The organism is Hephaestia mangrovi (genome assembly GCF_019880555.1).
In the GTDB taxonomy this organism is placed as follows: Bacteria; Pseudomonadota; Alphaproteobacteria; order Sphingomonadales; family Sphingomonadaceae; genus Sphingomonas; species Sphingomonas mangrovi.
The window spans coordinates 1-16,953 of the sequence record NZ_JAINVU010000004.1; the positions used below are offsets into that span (position 1 = coordinate 1).

A 16,953-nucleotide genomic window follows, 5' to 3' on the forward strand; every position below is an offset into this window, starting at 1 on the left:
CCGCCGGTGACGCCCGGCTCGACAACCGCAAGGTAAAGAATGCGCTCGGCGGCCGGCCGCGCATGCTCGGCGTCGACGAGGTCGAGCAGCTGACCGGTCACCCGGTCGGTGGCGTATGTCCGTTCGGCCTGGCGAGCCCGCTGCCGATCTATTGCGACATGTCGCTGCGGCGGTTCGATGTCGTCTATCCCGCCGCCGGCAGCCGCACCGCGTCGGTGCGGGTCACGCCTGACCGGCTGGTCGAACTGGTTGGCGCCGAATGGGCCGACCTCTGCTCGATCGCCGAGTAGCCCGGCGCGACTATTCCGAGGCGTCGAACGCGCGTCGACCGCGTCGCCGCCACAGTATCAGCAACTGATCCTGTTCGGCGCTGCGCAGCTTCGCCGCCGCTTCGTCGAGCAAGCCGAGAATCACCGCGCGATCGTCGTCCGTCAGCTCGACCAGCCCGGCTTTGGCGACGAGACCGCCAAGCTCGATCAGCTGGCGCGTTCGTTCACGGCGCTTCACTTGCCACGCGCGCCTGTCATGACGCGCCAGCTTTAGCGTCAGTCGGTTGCGGCGCGCCGCTGCCTGGCGCAACGCCCTTGCCGTCGCGCAAATTGCCGTGAGCAACGGCCTTCGCATCGCCGCGAAAGAATGCCTCGCCTGCGGACCGCCATGCCGCCTTGGTCGCTGCATCGCGCTGCGCAGCGACCGCGAGCAGCGCGCCCGCGAGTTCCTCGACCGGCAATGCGTCGGCGCCGGTGGCCATCACCAGCTCGCCGAGCTGTTGAACCTTGCGCTGCTTGAGCTGTCTCGCTCTGTCGTCGAGTGCCTTTAGTTCGGCATCGAAGTCGCGTGGCTTACGCATGAGTCGGTCCTCCATTGCGATGTGAGGATCGACCAGTTATCGTGGTGCTCGATCACAAACAATGCGCTGAAATCTCTTGGGATATCCTCGTCCCGAGATTGATGAAATCTTTCGAGGGCGCGCTTATACGTCGTGCCGACGTCGCTTGTTTGGTGTAGATGGTATGCCGCCATGGCGATCTACCATTTCTCCGCCAAAGTCATCTCGCGCGCTGCCGGCTCGTCGGCGCTGGCGGCTGCTGCCTATCGCTCCGCCTCGCGGCTGCACGACCAGCGTCTCGATCGCCATCATGACTTTTCCAACAAGGCGGGCGTCGTGCATTCCGAGGTGCTGCTGCCCGACGGCGCGCCCGAGCATCTGCGCGACCGCGAGCGGCTGTGGAATGACGTCGAGGCGGCGGAGGTGCGCAAGGACGCGCAGCTTGCGCGTGAGATCGAGTTCGCCATTCCAAGGGAGCTCGACCAGGCGGAAGGTATTCGCCTCGCGCGCGAGTTCGCGAAAGCCGAGTTCGTCGACCGCGGGATGATCGCCGATTTGAACGTGCATTGGGATATCGGCAGCGACGGTCTGCCCAAGCCACACGCGCACGTGATGCTGACGATGCGCTCGGTCGATGCCGATGGGTTCGGGCCCAAGGTGCGCGACTGGAACCGGACCGATCTTCTCGAGCATTGGCGCGAAGCGTGGGAGCAGCACGTCAACACGCGGCTTGCCGAACTCGACATCGACGCGCGGATCGATCACCGGTCGCTGGAAGCACAGGGCATCGATCTCGAGCCGCAGCACAAGATCGGCCTTGCTGCGAGCCGGATGGTCGCCGACGGGCTGACTTCCGAACGCCTCGACGAGCATCATGCCATTGCTCGCGCCAATGGCGACAAGCTGCTGGCGAACCCGGCGCTGGCGCTCAATGCGATCACCCGCACCCAGGCGACGTTCACCACCCGCGATCTCGCCATGTTCGTTCACCGCCATAGCGAGGGGAAAGAACAGTTCGACCGCGTGATGGCGGCGGTAAGTGCGTCGCCCGAGCTGGTGGCGCTGGGCAAGGACGGGCGCGGGCACGACCGGTTCACCAGCCGCGAGATGATCGCCACCGAGCAGCAGCTCGAGCGGGCCACCGTCCGGCTGGAGGCCGCGCGGCGCCACGGCGTCGGTGAGCAACACCGCAAGCTCGCACTCGCGCGCGCGGAGATGCGCGGGCTAATGCTATCGAGCGAGCAGCGCAGCGCGTTCGATCACGTCACCAAAGGACAAGGGTTGGGCGTGGTGATCGGCTATGCCGGGACCGGCAAGTCGGCGATGCTGGGCGTCGCCCGTGAGGCGTGGGAGAGCGTCGGCTACCACGTCTGCGGCGTCGCGTTGTCGGGCATTGCGGCGGAGAATCTCGAAGGCGGCTCAGGCATTGCATCGCGCACGATTGCGAGCCTGGAGCATCAATGGTCCGAGCGTCGCGAGCTGCTGACCAATCGCGACGTGCTGGTGATCGACGAGGCGGGAATGGTCGGGACGCGGCAGATGGAGCGCGTTTTGTCCGAAGCCGAGAAACGCGGGGCCAAGGTCGTGCTGGTCGGCGATCCAGAACAGCTTCAGGCGATCGAAGCGGGGGCGGCGTTCCGCTCGGTCGCCGCGCGGCATGGCGGCGTCGAGATCACCGACATCCGCCGGCAGCGCGAGGACTGGCAGCGCGATGCCACGCGGTACCTCGCGACCGAGCGCACCGGCGAGGCGATCAGCCTGTATGAGCGCCATGACCGCATCCACGTTGCCGAGACGCGCGATGAGGCGCGCGCCGGACTGATCGAGCGGTGGGACCGCGACCGGCACAGTGCGCCAGGCGCGTCACGCATCATCCTGACGCACACCAATGACGAGGTGCGCGCGCTGAATGTTGCCGCGCGTGAACGGCTACGCGCGGGCGGCGAACTAGGTATCGACGTGACGGTCGCCACCGAGCGTGGCGAACGCGCGTTCGCCGACGGCGACCGCGTCATGTTCCTGCGCAACGAGCGCAGCCTGGGTGTGAAGAACGGCACGCTCGGCCAAGTGGATTCGGTAACGCCGACCCGTATGGCGGTGCTGCTGGACGACGGTCGCGCGATCGCGTTCGACGTGAAAGACTATGCCGCCGTAGATCATGGCTACGCCGCGACGATCCACAAGGCGCAGGGGGTGACGGTCGACCGCGTGCATGTCCTGGCGACGCCAGGGCTCGATCGGCACGCCGCCTATGTCGCGCTGTCCCGTCATCGCGATAGCGTCGACCTCCATTATGGTCGCGATGACTTCGCCGATCGACAGGCATTGACGCGGGGCCTGTCGCGCGAGCGTGGCAAGGACATGGCGTCAGACTATACGCGCGCATTTGCCGATCGCCGGCAGATCGAGCCGCCCCAACCACCGCGGAATCGGTTCGCGGGGCTCAAGCTGAGGTCGGTATCCCCGCCACAGCGGCAACCAGCGACAGTCGAACGCACCATTGCTCCGACGCGCGATCCAACGCCGGCGTTGACGCGCGATCCGCGCCCTTATCTCTCGTCGGCGGTAACTCGGCATGGGCGCGTCGTGCGGGCGATGCTGTTCGCGCAGTCTCTTGGAGACAAACCCACCGCGGAGCAACGCGCCGAATTGGCCGACAGCCGCTCCCAGCTCGGCAAGCTGCAACCCGATGGCGCGCGAGATCTTGAAGCTGCGTTTGCCAACGATCGCGACCTGATCACCGAAGCGTCCAGGGGGCAGACTCGCAACGCCATCCAGGCGATGCAGCTTGAGGCCGAGATGCGGACCAATCCCACCCTCCGCGCCGACGTGTTCGTTCGGCGCTGGCAGGCGCTCGAGCGGCAACGCCGCTACCTCTTGGACAGGCACGAAACCACACGCGCCAACACGCTGGGCGACCGGATGATTGGCATGGCGACGTCGCTCGAGCGCGATCCGCAGGTGGAATCGCTGCTACGCAATCGGCGCGTGCAGTTGGGGTTGCCGGCGCACTCGGTCGAGAGCGTCGGCCGGGCGCTTGGCGAGATGATTGGTCGTGGGCGGAGCAGGGGACTTGAGATCGGGATGTGAGAGGAAGGGGCGTGGCCTGCGAGACCTGAACCAAAATGTCTTGTCTGTCGGACGAACCGGTAAATCTCGTTTAAGGAGCGCAGATTGGGATAGCTGACGTTTTGGGTGCGGAGCCGGCGCGCCAGCTTCGCGCTGTAAATTTGCCGGTTTTTCGGATGCTAGTCATCCTGCTCAAATCGATTATCGGTTAAGATGATCGCCAAGTTGTTATCCGAACCCTCTGTCCGCTTAGCTTCAACAATCGGCACGCGCTTTCAGATTGTCGCGCGACTATGCTAGTCATAAGCCGCCCAGAGCGATCGGCATTGGAGGGTGACTTACCCTATCATAATTGATGGCGGACCCCCTCGGCTGTTTGTCACATAGCACCTAGTGGCAGAGTTGACGCGTTTCCACCGTCGCCCCAACGCGCGCAACGCAGTGACCCCTCACGCCTCGAGAAATAGTGACACTTGCTGCGATTCTCGCATCCTTGCTCGGGTTGAGCCAAAAAGAGCGGGTTCGCGATCAAATCGCGGCAGAGCCCAAGATGAAGATTATCTGGAAGCGCCTCGCTGGCGGCGTTCACCGCCCGTCCGGACAAAATGAATTTTCGATCAGGGTGGCGTCTGGCGACGTTGATACTCATCGAGTGACGTAAAGCGATCACATCCGGACGGCTCGGATAGATCAATCGCTTGTCGATGTTGTAAAAGCCGGACGATAGATCGATGAAGTCGAAGGGCAATGCCGCGACGCTGTCTTGGAAGCGTTTGGCGCCTGCCGCGTCGAAGGCGGCATACCCCGTCAACAGCGAAATGCGAAGAGAGGTCTCAACCCTAGCAGTCGCTAGCCGCTCAGCAAGCAAAGATAAGCGGTCAAGGGTCTCCTCGCTCCGCGAATTGATGCGAGAGTCTATTAGCAGGCTGAGGAGATAGCCGTGCGCACCATGGAGCTGTACATGCCGATATCCATGGCCGATTGCCACGTCCGACGCCTCGTGAAACGCGTTTATTATGGCTGCGCTGCCATCGGGGCCGAGTTGCTCGACGAGCGCGCGGGCGTCCTCGATCACACTGCCTGGGTCATTCCCTACAAACTTCCGGGTGCCGACATAACCTGGCCAGCTTGTGGCGAGTTGGATGCCGGCTATGCTCCCGCCCTCAGTAATGGCGGCAGCCACCCTACTCCACACGGGGTCGCCTGTGAGCGTCGGCGTCACCTCATTACTCCCGTACCCCCCAGGCACCACTACATTCCCGATAATGGCGCAATGCAGACCGTGTGAAGATCGTCGCCGGTAGAAATCTACATAGCGGCTATCGGGCAAGCCATTTGTGACATAGCCCGTATTTACGCCCAAAAAGAATATGTGCTTACCGCTCGAGTTGGCGATAGCGTTCGTCATTACGACTGATTTTCTCCAGAATATCCGCTTCAAGATCTGCGCCGAGCAGCGTCGCAAGCCGAAAGATGTAGATCGCGGCGTCGGCAAGCTCCTCGCGCAAATATGGGGTGGCCTGCGCGAGCGTTTGCCCCTCATAACCTTGTGTTGTGCGGGCGAGCGTCACCTTTTTCAAGGCGTTCGAAAACTCGCCGATCTCGCCGAACAGGCCGACTAGGTCGTTGGTGATTTGTTGTTCGCGCGCTGCAAAGTCCTTGAAATCAACCCTGAACCCACGCCGACGATCTCGTTCGATCTGCTGCTCAATCAGGGCCGACAATTCCATAGCTCATGGCTTCCGAAAATATGTTACAAAAAAGGTAAGAAGACCAACGATCGCGCTGCTCACCAGGTTGGTGAGGATAGCATGAAATGCGTCGATCCACCCCCGACCCATCGCGAATAGCGCCCCGGCATTGACAATCATGGCTAGCGCGAGCGCGCCATTGATCCATGCCTGCGACCGCTCGATCTTCTTGATGATCGTGCGCGTCGCCGCCGGGAGAAGTGCCAGGGCTTCGGACCGTTCCGATTGCACGCGCGGGTCATGCGAGAGTTCGGCATGGCTTTTCTGAAGTTGGGTTTTGATTGGCCAGATGCCGGCCTGAAAGCCATGCTGCCCGTGGTAAGGCTTTGCTGCTGGGCCAGATAGCCGGGTGAAATCGGCCTTGGCGATCGGCTCACCTTGCGGGAGCTCGATATATTTATCGCTGATATTTTCGGTGACGATACCGAGATTGCCTTTGAACCCTGGATCGGCGTAGGTCGCAACCGGGCTCAGTCCAATGCTGAACAGCGATCCCTTCGAAACGATACGAACGAGGACGTCGATTGGAACGTCGAATTCTTCGGCAGTAATTAGCACCACGCGATGTCCCGGTTTGAGCAACGCCGTCTCATCCGCGACAAGCGCAAAGCGCCTACCGCCTTCCGTCAGATCATAATAGACATTCCCCATCCGAAGTTCGTAGCAGGCGCCACTCAAACTTTTCGTGTCGGCGTTGAGAATCAGCCGACGTCGGCTGATTTCATTCGCAATATCGGCATCGTTCAATGTTGTCATGGATTCCCCTCCCGTCCGCGCCACACGAGGCACTAAGCATGTTAATTACATCGTCGGTATAAATTTGCATAAAGCGTGTTTAAAATAGCTGGTTCGCGCCGTCGACATGGTTGACTGGCTGAGGGTAGATTGCCTTGGATCCGTTGGTCAGACCGCGACTGCAGCAGTCAGGTTGGCTGTCTTCTCCGCGCCCTAGCCAGGTAATTCACGGAGACTTTGTTCTCACCGGACCTCGGGGTTCGTTCAAGTGCGCATGTTCGAAATCGCGATAAGGTGCCGAGGGTGGACAGATGACCTAAACATCCTAAAGTCCCTAACAGGAAACAGACTGCGGGATTGCCATGCCATGGGGCGGCGTGGCCCCAAGGCGGCGGGGCAAGTGCTGAGTAGCGCGATCGTGGCAAATTTTACCTACATGGGCTCAAAAAAGCTTTTGGCTCCGCAAATCGCTGACCTCGTCGCGGACATGGCCGATGGTCCTTTCCTTGATCTCTTTTCAGGCATTGCCGCTGTGGGGTCGCAGATCAGCACCCAGCGACCTATCTGGTGCAATGATGTGCAAAACTTCTCGACGCTCCTAACTAGTCAGAAGTTTTGTGCCGCGCGAGCGTTCAAGACAGCGAATGAACTCGTTGAGAGTGCGAAGATACCCTATGCTGTCAACCAGACCAGACTTGAAGAAAAGTTTGGCGAGACGCTTGCTCATGAGAGACGAGCGCTTGCCAGCGGGTCCGCGGAAGGTACACGAGAAGTCATCACGATCATGTCGCAAGTGGACAAGCAGATTAGTGCCCTGCGCCGCCAGCAGGTTCACTGCCTGCTTACCGGCTCACACGGAGCTACTTACTTCGGGGTACGCCAAGCGATCGAACTCGATTCAATACGCTACGCTGCCGACCATCTTTTGTCCCGGGGTAAGGTGACTGCCGAAGAGCATGGTTGGATGGTACTGGCATTATGCCAGACGCTGTCAACGGTCAGCAATTCCACCGGCCACTTTGCTCAATATTTGTCGCCGAGTGACGCAAACATTCGGCGAGTGCTGCGCAAACGACGAATGAATTGCTGGTCAGTATGGTCCGCTGCACTTCGTGAAAGCCAGCCGATTGGAAATGTTGTCTGGCGACGCGGCAATCGTATCTTCAAGTCGGACGCCATTAGGCTGCTCCAGTCGCTATCGGAAAGAGTGGGGCAGCCCGCCGTAATTTACGCCGACCCCCCCTACACCAGCGATCAATATTCCCGATATTATCATGTTCTAGAAAATGCAGTTCTCTACGATTACCCGGAGGTTTCAGGAAAAGGTCAGTATAGACCAGACCGATTTACCTCCGGCTTTTCGCTCAAAGCGGGTGTTGATGCTGCCTTCAAAGAGCTTATCTCGGCCGCTGCGAAGCTCCCCGCTGTCTTCATCCTCAGCTATCCGACTAATGGTCTGCTGAAAAACTCGACGAAGCGCGTGCTTGAGCTACTAGCGGACCAATTCGCGCACGTTGAAGCGCCACTTGTCATTCCGCATCTTCATTCGACGATGGGCGGATCGAAAGGTGCGCAGAAGCATGCCGTCGATGAGAACATCTTCGTTGCTTATCAGGATCCTGTCGCGCGCTGGCGGGGCAAAGCCGCCGCTACCCTTGCGACGCAACGCACGCAGCCAATCCTCAAGGTCGAGGATATCGCTGCGTGACTTCACGCACGCTCAAGATTGCCGTGGTGAGCGATCTCCACGTCTTTAATGGCTCGTCGGAAGATTCCAAAAGCCCGTCGACGATTGGAACAGCCGATGCTCAGGACGCTCCCGAGCGGCATCCGTTACGTGGCCTAGCCCAGATCATCGAACGCGATAAGCTGAGCGCAGACCTGCTGATTTGCCCGGGAGACTTGTCGGATAAGGCTGATCCCGCAGCCCTGATATTCGCCTGGAGAAAGCTCAATGAGCTCAAGGAACAACTAGGGGCTAAGTATCTTCTGGCCACCGCGGGCAATCATGATGTCGATTCGCGCAACCAGTACGACGATCATGATCCTAAAGGTAATCTTCAATCCTTGGATCCTATGTTTCCAGGTGTTGAAGAAGCGCTCTGCGATCGCTTCTGGTCACGCAATTTCGTGATCGTTGAGTTTGACGAAGTGCGGGTCGTGCTGCTCAACTCGTCTGCTTTTCACGGGTATGGACCCGATGCCAAACCCGAATTTCGTCATGGCAGGATCAGCTCGAAGACACTTTCTGCGCTTCGTATGGCGCTCGCTGGTGGCGAAAAACGGATCAACATCCTAGTCTGTCATCATCACCCAATTACGCATAATCCAGTCAATGAAGAAGATTATAGCGAGATGGTGGGAGGCGATCGCCTGATAGATCTGCTCGATTCCGGTGAGTACGGGTCATGGCTGATGATCCATGGCCACAAACATTACCCCCGACTCGCCTATGCCTCTGGGGGCGCATCATCGCCGATAATTTTTTCGGCTGGGTCGCTGAGCGCATTCCTGTATCAGAAGATTGCCAGTCGTGCGCGCAATCAATTCTACATCCTTGAGATTCCTATAGGTGATCTCGACACGTTGGAACTGGATCTAGCGGGAACGCTGACCGCTTGGGACTGGATCAATATGTCCGGCTGGCAACCCGCGGGCGCCGGCTCAGGCCTACCGCACCAGGTCGGTTTTGGTTGGCGGGAATCTGCCCGTACGATCGCAACGATGATTGCAAAACATTTGGAAGACAAAACGAGCGTTTTGACTGGCGAGGAATTGCTGACCGCTATCCCGAGATTGCGCTACCTGCGCCCAGAGGAAATTGAAGCCGTCGTGCGGCGATTGGGCTCATCACATGGGATCATCGCTCAACTCAAGGACGGCATTATCTGCGAAGTGGGGCGAACATGAATATCCTCATGTCAGCACCAAGCGTCTTTGAATCCTTCAATGCGCGAAATCTTGATCCAACCCAGGTTGCTCAGCGCTTTATACCACCCCGGCAATTTGACGAACTGATCCTCCGGAATCACAGCATCGTGGTAGGCCCACGAGGCAGTGGGAAAACCACGCTGCTCAAGATGCTCCAGCTGCCAGCGCTCGCGTCATGGAATCATCAGGATGCCGACAGCTTTAGGAAGAAGATCGATTTCACCGGGGTGTTTGTCGCAGCGGACATTAGCTGGGGCGCACAGTTGACGGCGCTCGGCGAAGCTCGGTTGTCCGATGACCTGCGTACATTGCTCGGCTTTTCGGCGTTTACCACGCATATGCTGTCTGCGCTGGTACGCGCGATGAAGGAAGCGATGAACTCGGCCCTCGCTGATATTCCGTCGCTTGCCCGCCTATATGTCGATCTAGATCGCGAGACTATAGCTGCGCTTGTCCGGTCGCTCGCGAGAGAATGGGAGCTGACGCCCGAACTACCGACATTGTTTGCATTGCAGACAGCGCTCCAAGGTCGGCTGTCGAAGATCGCACAGATCGCTAATCAACTGGCCTTGGCCGGCGTGCGAGAACTCGATCCACATTTGCCCGAAACTCAGTTTCTTTATCTCGACGCGCTTTCGGCGGTTTCTTTCGGCGTCGAGCAGTTCAACACTTATGCTGACCAGCCGTATCGAAAATGGGCTTTGTTGTTTGACGAGCTTGAAATCGCACCTCAGGCAATTCGTCAGACGCTGCTCAAGGCCTTGCGAAGCACAAACTCGAATCTGCTCTTCAAACTGTCGCTCAGTCCGTACCATCAAGATGCTGGGCTGCTGAACAGCGCCATCGCGGCGATGCCGGCGCAGGATTATCAGCCGATCGAACTCTGGTATGCACGCAAGGAGCAGGGCTTCCAGTTCTCACGCGCCCTTCTGGAAGCTATGATCGCGGACGCAGGCTGTAACGGCGTTACGCCGGAGGATATCTTTGGTACAGCCTCGATAGGCATGCGCGAAGATGTGTCAGGTGTGCAGCCGTCGGCCTACCGCCCAGGTACGGACCTACATAAGCGGTATAAGCGACTGGCCATCAAGGACCCGAGCTTTGCTACCTATATCAGCGAGAACCGGGTCGATCTCGACCGGATGCACGAACTTCCCTCTGCGGAGCGGGCCAGCGTCATTCGCAAGGTCACCTCGATCGTCATGGTGCGCGAAGCATATCGGTCAGAGCCGCAGGCGATCGGCGGCGGTCAACGGCTCGGCCGTAGTCGCAAGAACGCAAACGTCTATTATGGCGTTGATGCACTGCTCGCGATCGTCGAGGGCAACCCACGCTGGCTGATTGGGCTGATGGGCCCGCTGATCCGGCGATTTAAAAATGATGGGCAACGCGTACCCCGTGCAATTCAAGCAACCGCGATATCGACCGCCGCAAATCGATTTCGCGCGCTCCTGCGCACCATTCCCTATGTCCCCGACGGCACAAGCTCATTTCGCCACAAACAGATGGCGTCGCGCGGGTTACTCACGCTGCTGGACGCCCTCGGCGCGCGCTTTCGCCGTCACATCGTCGTTGATGACTTTTCACCTGATCCGGTGCTATCATTTACTGTCGACGCAAATACCTCCGACAGTCTTCTGTTGGCGCTTGGCCGGGCACTAAACGCTGGCGCAATCATCCTGGTGCCCGACTCCGGCGCGGAGGCCATCGCTAGCTCCATCCGTGGAAAGCGCTTCCGTCTCTCCTACATGCTTGCAACTAGCTACGGCCTTCCCTTGCTGCTGGGGCGCGAGGGCTCGCTTCAACGCCTGCTTACGGACGATCGCGCGAGCTCCGTGCCGCTGTTCAACGGAGACCTGTAATGCTCGGCATAGAGATCATCGGCGACGGATCGCTAGACGACCGGTTCGACTTGTTCATCGGAACGCTGGGCTATGAGACGAGGTCTAGCCACCTAGCCCGACACGGCCAGATCAACGCGTGCCGGAAGATTGCGCTAGCATTTCCAGAGGAAGATTACGCCGCCTATTTGAGCAACCGCGACTTCCTCAACGAGGCCAAATTTGAGATCCTACCAAAAGATACCGGAGAGTTCTCAAAGGTTTTGGCAACGTCTATAGAGAATCATCCTACAGATGAGAAACGAGATTTCTCTATCCTCGTCGATATCTCATCGATGTCACGCCCGATGCTTGCTGACATTGTTTATCAGCTGAGTATGGTCGAACGTGTTGCCGGCATGAGGGTCACGTTTGTCTATCTGCCGGCGGAGTTCGTAAGGGAGAATGCCGAACATGCGCCAGTCGCCGTAACCGAACCTGTCACACCCGATTATGCAGGTTGGACCTCAACTCCCGAACGCCCCATCACCGCCGTGGTTGGCTTGGGTTACGAACATGACCTCGCGCTTGGTACCATCGAGTATCTTGAGCCAACCAGCGTCTGGGTCTTCGTTCCGACTGGAGAAGACCGACGGTATGACGATGCCGTCAATCAGGCCAACCGTGATCTGAAGGAAATGCTCAGGGACGAGCGCGTGATGAATTATTACGTAGACGCGCCAGCGCGAGTTCACGCCATACTTGAAAATCTTGTGTTTGGGCTACTTCAGTCCTCCCGAACAGTTCTCGTTCCCTTTGGCCCTAAAATATTTAGCCTTTGCTGTCTGCTTGTTGCACGCACCTACGCGCCGGAGATTACCGTGTGGCGCGTAAGCGGAGAAACCTTCGCCAAACCCGGCGATCGGATAGCCAGCGGAAAGGTTGTCACTTTGCAAACTCGCTTCGCGCGTCGCTGACCAATTACGTGGTGTCGCGACCCCGATGTCCGGCACGCCCAAAGTATACTCCAATGTGTCCGCGACTGACCTAGCCGGCCGTGCGCGGCCCAGGAGGTGCTATAACTTGCCGCCTGCATAAACGGCCGGTTTCAAGGTGCAATTAAAGCACCGCGAATGTTAGCTAAGTTGGCGGCTGCGGTCGTGGCGTTGACGCTTTCTGAAGCCGGCGGCTTCCGACCAATTATGGCCTTTCACCGGCGGCGGATTTTGAATGCACCAAGCATGCGACAAACTGTACCCTTGCGCCGGCGTTAATGCCTTTCACAGCGCTGGAATTAATTTTTTAGCGTTCGACTCTCAAAATGGCGTCGACCTTTTCCATGCGCTTTGCAGCCAAGTTTATTGCCCGTGGCGTCAACGCAGCGCGGCGACCGAATTTGACAAAATCCAGGGAAATGAGAGATTGGCAATCGGCCGGCGATTGCCGGCACCGATCGCGCGCCTAGTCGTTCACTATATAATGACGAATTTGCGTGAGACCGGAGAGGTCTAACCAGGCGGAGAGCAACCATGGCCGACAGGGACCCGCAAGATGCCGAAATTCTTGAGCTAGTTGGTACGGGCGTGAATCCCGACAACCTTATCGCTACGCTCAGTGAAAAATATCCGATGGACAATGTCATTGAAGGGCTACAGCGCGCCATCGAGCGTGAAAAAATTACTCTCGACCGTGCAGGAATGGTCGTAGCTGTGCGCCAGCTTGCTGAAGCTGCCTAAGAAACAATATTGGGGGCAGTGAGTGTCAGTTGGGGAAGAGTCGCCTCTTGATAAGGCGAGAATTGGCCGTTGTCATATAGACGATCTCGTACCCTCAATGGACCAGAGAGGCGCATTTGAGCGCGATCGGGACCGGATACTTTACTCTTCAGCGTTCCATCGCTTGGCTGGCATTACGCAGATCGTACGCGCCGGCGAACTCGACATTTTTCATACCCGCCAGCAGCACACCTACAAGGTTGCCCAGATAGGACGCCGCCTAGCGCAGTACCGCCTATATGCGCAGCCTAAGGCGGCGAAGCTTCAAGGACTGGACGCTGAGGTGGTCGAGGCAGCTTGTCTCGCGCACGACCTCGGGCATCCACCTTTCGGGCATGCCGCAGAGTACGAGCTTGACAGGCTCGTGCGCGATCCGACCATTTGCGGCGGCCTTGTGGAGGATGCTGCTCCGGACGGATATGAAGGAAATGCTCAGACGTTCCGCATTTTGACGAAGCTCGCTGTTCGGTACGGTAAAGATAGTCCTGGGCTCGACCTTACCAGAGCGACGTTAGCGGCGACGCTTAAGTACCCATGGCTGCGCGACCTTTCAAACGACAAAAAGAAAAAGAAGTGGTCAGCTTACACGTCTGAAAAGACGGCATTTGAATGGGCGCGTGAGCATTGCCGGGGCGACTACAAGACGGCTGAAGCGGAACTAATGGATTGGGCGGACGACATCGCTTATTCCGTACACGATCTCGAGGATTTCCATCGCGTCGGGATAATCCCTTGGAGTGAGATTTTCTCTGATAAGGCCCGTGATCGGATTATTGACGGAGCGCTCAAAGATTGGGCTCGAGACCCGAGCAATCCTGCCGATTCCCACGTCCGCCTGAAGCGTGCGATGGACCGCATTAAACTCAGAACCAAGATGTTCCCGAGAGTCACGGATGAAGTATACAACGGCGCGCGCGAGCAACGACGTCAGCTTCGAAACTTCACTTCGACGTTAATCGGGGGGTACGTTCGCGCCGTGACATTAGCTGAAGACCTTAAGGGTGACGCGGTCATCATTGATTCTGACGCCTCGGATGAAGTCCGGCTATTGAAGTATTTTGCGCGCCAATACGTTATCGGACTGCCAGCCTTGCATGCGCAGCAGTATGGACAGAAGCGAATTGTGCGGGACCTATTTTCGATTTTCCTCACAGAAGGCAAAGCCGGCCATCTTGGCCTGTTCCCCACCCGCCTCCAGTACATCTGGGAGGATAACTCTGATGACAAGCCCGCGCGGCTGGCGGCAGACTGCGTCGCCTCTCTGACTGAAAACGAAGCGTATCAACTTCATGGACGCCTAATGGGCACCGAGAGCGGCTTGGTACTGGACCCCATTGTTCGCTAATCATCAGCCGAGGGGACAACTTGCTATTTCGCGAGCAGGAGGCGTAAACCCGTCGAGGGTCCGCTCCTGACGAAACAGACTTTGCCCGTCACGCCGGCGAACGGCGGCTTCGTCCCAATGAGCGCTGATCGTGGCGCCGCGGTGACACCGTTCTGAAGTGGCAATCTCGCAGCCTACTGGTATAGTTTTCGCTGCTGACCCACGGGTCGAACCAAAGTCAGCTGGGTTCCAAACCCCAGAATCTCTCGAGTAATGGGGCCTCTTCGGGGGCTCAGTCGACCCTTGGTCGCGGAAAATTGATGTAAAGACAATATTTTTCGCTGTTAGTTTGAGCCCGTCACCGCCCACCATTTCAGCGTTTAAGCAATGCTAGGCGATCGAGGCTAGGTTCGCATCGCGCCAAAAAGGCGGCGATTGCGGACAACGCGTGGCCTCACTCTCGGATGCGCCCCGGCGGCGCGGTGGTGATAGGCGACGCCGGATCGTAGGTCCATATCGCCTCGTCTGTCAGGCCATCCGCCGTGACCATAACAACATTCACTCCCGGCCGCAGACTGATGTCAGGCCACAATGCGATATGATCCTGAACCGGCGCGTTCCCAAGATTCTCGCCATTGAGCGTCAGATGAACGCTCGTTCTATTGGTATAGACCTTCACCTGCGCCTTCCTTTTCGTTCGATAACGATAGCGGCTGTCAGCGACGTGGAGCATCGGTCGATTTGACCAATTCGCCTGATACCAGAAATAAGCGTCCTTCTTCACGGCGCGGTCATAGGTCACCAACCCCTTGTCGTTGATCCCGTTGCGATCACCTTCGGCACGGCCATCGGATGCCACATCGAACGCTACCCAGACGAACGAACCCCAGATATACTTTAAATTGTTGATTTGACGCCAATTATTCTCATGGTAAAGCGTTTGGAATTGTTCGGGATGCCATCCACTCGTCGTTACCGGTGGTTTCGGATCCTCTTCCTGGTCGCGAATGCTGCCGCCAGCGCCATATTCGCTGATGGCGAATGCCCGATGCGGAAATTTCGTATGGAAATCGCGCGCCCATCCGCCGAGCGTACCTACCTGCTCAGGATACCAGCCAAAATAGCGATTGTAGGCGCCGACATCGGAAATCGTCGCCTTGGGGGCGTCATCAGCCTGACAACAATGGGCGTAAACAGTTCGACGCGATGGATCTGCGGCCTTTGCCGCCTCCTGAACCGCGCGTATGACGCGCAGCACGTCGGGATTTTCGGCATAGACCTCATTGCCGAGGCCCCACACGATGACCGAGGGATGATTGAAATTCTGCGCGATCAATTCGCGCATTTGTTGCTCCACATTGTGCTGGAAGGCGCTCCCCGCGTCGATCGCCCCATTTAGCGGTATCTCGGTCCAGACGAGTAACCCCAGCCTATCGGCGTCCTGGTAGGCACGCTGGGGGTGCTGAAAATGAACGAAGCGAACGCCTGTCGCGCCCAAGTCGGCGATCACTTGCATATCGGCCGATACTTCCCGGTCCGTCACGGCCGTTCCGCGGCCTGGTCGTTCGCTGTTGAAAAAGTCCACACCGTGCACGGCGTAGCGCCGGCCGTTGAGGATCAGGCCCTGGTCCGCGGTAATGGCGATCGAACGAATGCCCAGCGGCGTTTCGACGCGGTCCCGCTCTCGGCCCGTCACATCGATTATCTTGGTGACTACGGAATAAAGGTAGGGATCGGCAACACCGTTCCACAAATGCGGATCGGCGAGATCGGTTTCGGCTACAACTGAAACGGTGTCGCCCGCTTTCACCGTCACCGCCTTGGTGCTTTGTGCAACTTCCCGGCCTTCGGCATTGCGAATGCTATTCACGACGCGCAACGGCTCCGCTCGGCCGCTATCGTTGGTCACCAGCGTTCGTGCACGGATGCGCGCGGTTTTTGCGCTGACGTGCGGGGTCGACACGTAAACGCCAGGGCCACCGTAATCCATCATGTCGACATGCACGTTATCAGTCGAGACAAGGGAAACCGGGCGGTAGAGCCCACCGAATACCGTGAAATCGCCGCCAAGCGGCGCGATTTGAGGAACTTTGCTGTTGTCCACCCGCACGGCGATCACGTTCGGCCCAACGGACAATGCGTCCGTGACGTCGAACCTGAAGCGGGCATAGCCGCCTTCATGCCGACCGACCTTACGCCCATTCACCCATGCGTCTGTAGCGAGCGCCGCGCCATCGAACACGAGATAGTAGCGCCGGCCCGGGTCTTTTCGCTTCATCTCGATATGGGTCCGATACCAGGCCGGTCCCCGATAGTAATTGCCGCCGTCGTCGCCATCGCCACCGTTGAAAGTATGCGGCAGCGTAACGTGGCTCCAACCGCCGTCGTTAAAGGACGGTGCATCGGCACCCGGTGCATCAGCCTTCATGAACGACCAGACAGCGTCGATCGGCGTCGCGCTGCGCGGCAGAGCCATTGCGGGCGGCAAGCACGTCACCAAGGCCAACATACCGATCAGGCAGAACAACAATCGGCGATACGGTGACAGACCCATCAGCATCCGGCTCCTCCTTGATTTATGTCGAATCCTTAACCGGGTCAGCGGAGAGCAGCGCAAAAAAGAGACCCGCTGGCGCTAGGCCAGCGGAACCAGCAACGCGAAGTAGCTTCCCGACAAGGCGGGCTTGAGCGGACGGGGGAGCGTCGATCAGCGAATATT

14 protein-coding genes are annotated in these 16,953 nt (G+C 58.5%); 8 read left to right on the forward strand and 6 right to left on the reverse strand.

The genetic code is table 11. From position 1 onward, the window contains the following. Positions 1–290 (forward strand): YbaK/EbsC family protein (locus K7G81_RS10400; RefSeq protein ID WP_223030734.1); only part of this gene is annotated, 290 nt, incomplete at its 5' end. Positions 291–300: 10 nt separating this feature from the next. Here K7G81_RS10400 and K7G81_RS18025 read toward each other — a convergent pair. Beyond that, positions 301–507: a conjugal transfer protein TraD gene (locus tag K7G81_RS18025; protein WP_223030735.1), complete on the reverse strand. Its 207-nt coding sequence runs from the start codon at positions 505–507 to the stop codon at positions 301–303. Between the two features lie 16 nt (positions 508–523). After that, entirely contained in the window at positions 524–850 is a 327-nt protein-coding gene (locus K7G81_RS10410; protein ID WP_223030736.1) for a conjugal transfer protein TraD, read from the reverse strand. A gap of 171 nt (positions 851–1,021) precedes the next feature. On the opposite strand from K7G81_RS10410, the gene traA reads away from it, so the two are divergent. Continuing rightward, a complete protein-coding gene (gene traA / locus K7G81_RS10415; RefSeq protein ID WP_223030737.1) occupies positions 1,022–3,919 on the forward strand; it encodes a Ti-type conjugative transfer relaxase TraA in 2,898 nt (965 codons plus the stop codon). A gap of 358 nt (positions 3,920–4,277) precedes the next feature. Here the strand turns inward: traA and K7G81_RS10420 are convergent, their stop codons facing one another. The 3 genes from K7G81_RS10420 to K7G81_RS10430 form a co-directional block, all read right to left on the reverse strand. Continuing rightward, a complete protein-coding gene (locus K7G81_RS10420; protein ID WP_369412082.1) occupies positions 4,278–5,081 on the reverse strand; it encodes a beta/alpha barrel domain-containing protein in 804 nt (267 codons plus the stop codon). A gap of 193 nt (positions 5,082–5,274) precedes the next feature. Continuing rightward, complete coding sequence (locus tag K7G81_RS10425; RefSeq protein WP_223030739.1) at positions 5,275–5,628, reverse strand: hypothetical protein; 354 nt, start codon at positions 5,626–5,628, stop codon at positions 5,275–5,277. A 3-nt stretch (positions 5,629–5,631) separates the two neighbouring features. After that, positions 5,632–6,405 carry a dCTP deaminase domain-containing protein gene (locus K7G81_RS10430; RefSeq protein ID WP_223030740.1) on the reverse strand — a complete coding sequence of 258 codons (774 nt, stop codon included), beginning with the start codon at positions 6,403–6,405 and terminating at the stop codon, positions 5,632–5,634. Between the two features lie 397 nt (positions 6,406–6,802). On the opposite strand from K7G81_RS10430, the gene K7G81_RS10435 reads away from it, so the two are divergent. From K7G81_RS10435 to K7G81_RS10460, 6 genes are all read left to right on the forward strand, one after another. Next, positions 6,803–8,092, forward strand: a complete 1,290-nt coding sequence (locus tag K7G81_RS10435) for a DNA adenine methylase (protein WP_223030741.1) — start codon at positions 6,803–6,805, stop codon at positions 8,090–8,092. After that, on the forward strand, positions 8,089–9,294 hold the full coding sequence (locus K7G81_RS10440; protein WP_223030742.1) for a metallophosphoesterase family protein: 1,206 nt from the start codon (positions 8,089–8,091) through the stop codon (positions 9,292–9,294). The genes K7G81_RS10435 and K7G81_RS10440 overlap by 4 nt, the downstream gene beginning before the upstream one ends. Next, positions 9,291–11,177, forward strand: a complete 1,887-nt coding sequence (locus K7G81_RS10445) for an ORC-CDC6 family AAA ATPase (protein WP_223030743.1) — start codon at positions 9,291–9,293, stop codon at positions 11,175–11,177. Before K7G81_RS10440 ends, K7G81_RS10445 begins: the two co-directional genes overlap by 4 nt. Next, positions 11,177–12,112 carry a hypothetical protein gene (locus tag K7G81_RS10450; protein ID WP_223030744.1) on the forward strand — a complete coding sequence of 312 codons (936 nt, stop codon included), beginning with the start codon at positions 11,177–11,179 and terminating at the stop codon, positions 12,110–12,112. The genes K7G81_RS10445 and K7G81_RS10450 overlap by 1 nt, the downstream gene beginning before the upstream one ends. Positions 12,113–12,664: 552 nt before the next feature. After that, positions 12,665–12,871 carry a hypothetical protein gene (locus K7G81_RS10455; RefSeq protein ID WP_223030745.1) on the forward strand — a complete coding sequence of 69 codons (207 nt, stop codon included), beginning with the start codon at positions 12,665–12,667 and terminating at the stop codon, positions 12,869–12,871. Positions 12,872–12,968: 97 nt separating this feature from the next. Then, positions 12,969–14,255 (forward strand): deoxyguanosinetriphosphate triphosphohydrolase family protein, encoded by a 1,287-nt coding sequence (locus tag K7G81_RS10460; RefSeq protein WP_223030746.1) that lies wholly within the window; start codon positions 12,969–12,971, stop codon positions 14,253–14,255. 433 nt (positions 14,256–14,688) lie between these two features. Here K7G81_RS10460 and K7G81_RS10465 read toward each other — a convergent pair whose 3' ends face one another. Continuing rightward, positions 14,689–16,794 carry a glycoside hydrolase family 2 protein gene (locus K7G81_RS10465; RefSeq protein ID WP_255586908.1) on the reverse strand — a complete coding sequence of 702 codons (2,106 nt, stop codon included), beginning with the start codon at positions 16,792–16,794 and terminating at the stop codon, positions 14,689–14,691. Between the last annotated feature and the right edge of the window lie 159 nt (positions 16,795–16,953).

Coding starts and splice junctions, on each gene's coding strand:
- K7G81_RS10410 (WP_223030736.1), bottom strand. CDS start 850: ATGCGTAAGCCACGCGACTTCGATGCCGAACTAAAGGCACTCGACGAC.
- traA (WP_223030737.1), top strand. CDS start 1,022: ATGGCGATCTACCATTTCTCCGCCAAAGTCATCTCGCGCGCTGCCGGC.
- K7G81_RS10425 (WP_223030739.1), bottom strand. CDS start 5,628: ATGGAATTGTCGGCCCTGATTGAGCAGCAGATCGAACGAGATCGTCGG.
- K7G81_RS10430 (WP_223030740.1), bottom strand. CDS start 6,405: ATGACAACATTGAACGATGCCGATATTGCGAATGAAATCAGCCGACGT.
- K7G81_RS10445 (WP_223030743.1), top strand. CDS start 9,291: ATGAATATCCTCATGTCAGCACCAAGCGTCTTTGAATCCTTCAATGCG.
- K7G81_RS10450 (WP_223030744.1), top strand. CDS start 11,177: ATGCTCGGCATAGAGATCATCGGCGACGGATCGCTAGACGACCGGTTC.
- K7G81_RS10455 (WP_223030745.1), top strand. CDS start 12,665: ATGGCCGACAGGGACCCGCAAGATGCCGAAATTCTTGAGCTAGTTGGT.
- K7G81_RS10460 (WP_223030746.1), top strand. CDS start 12,969: ATGGACCAGAGAGGCGCATTTGAGCGCGATCGGGACCGGATACTTTAC.
- K7G81_RS10465 (WP_255586908.1), bottom strand. CDS start 16,794: ATGCTGATGGGTCTGTCACCGTATCGCCGATTGTTGTTCTGCCTGATC.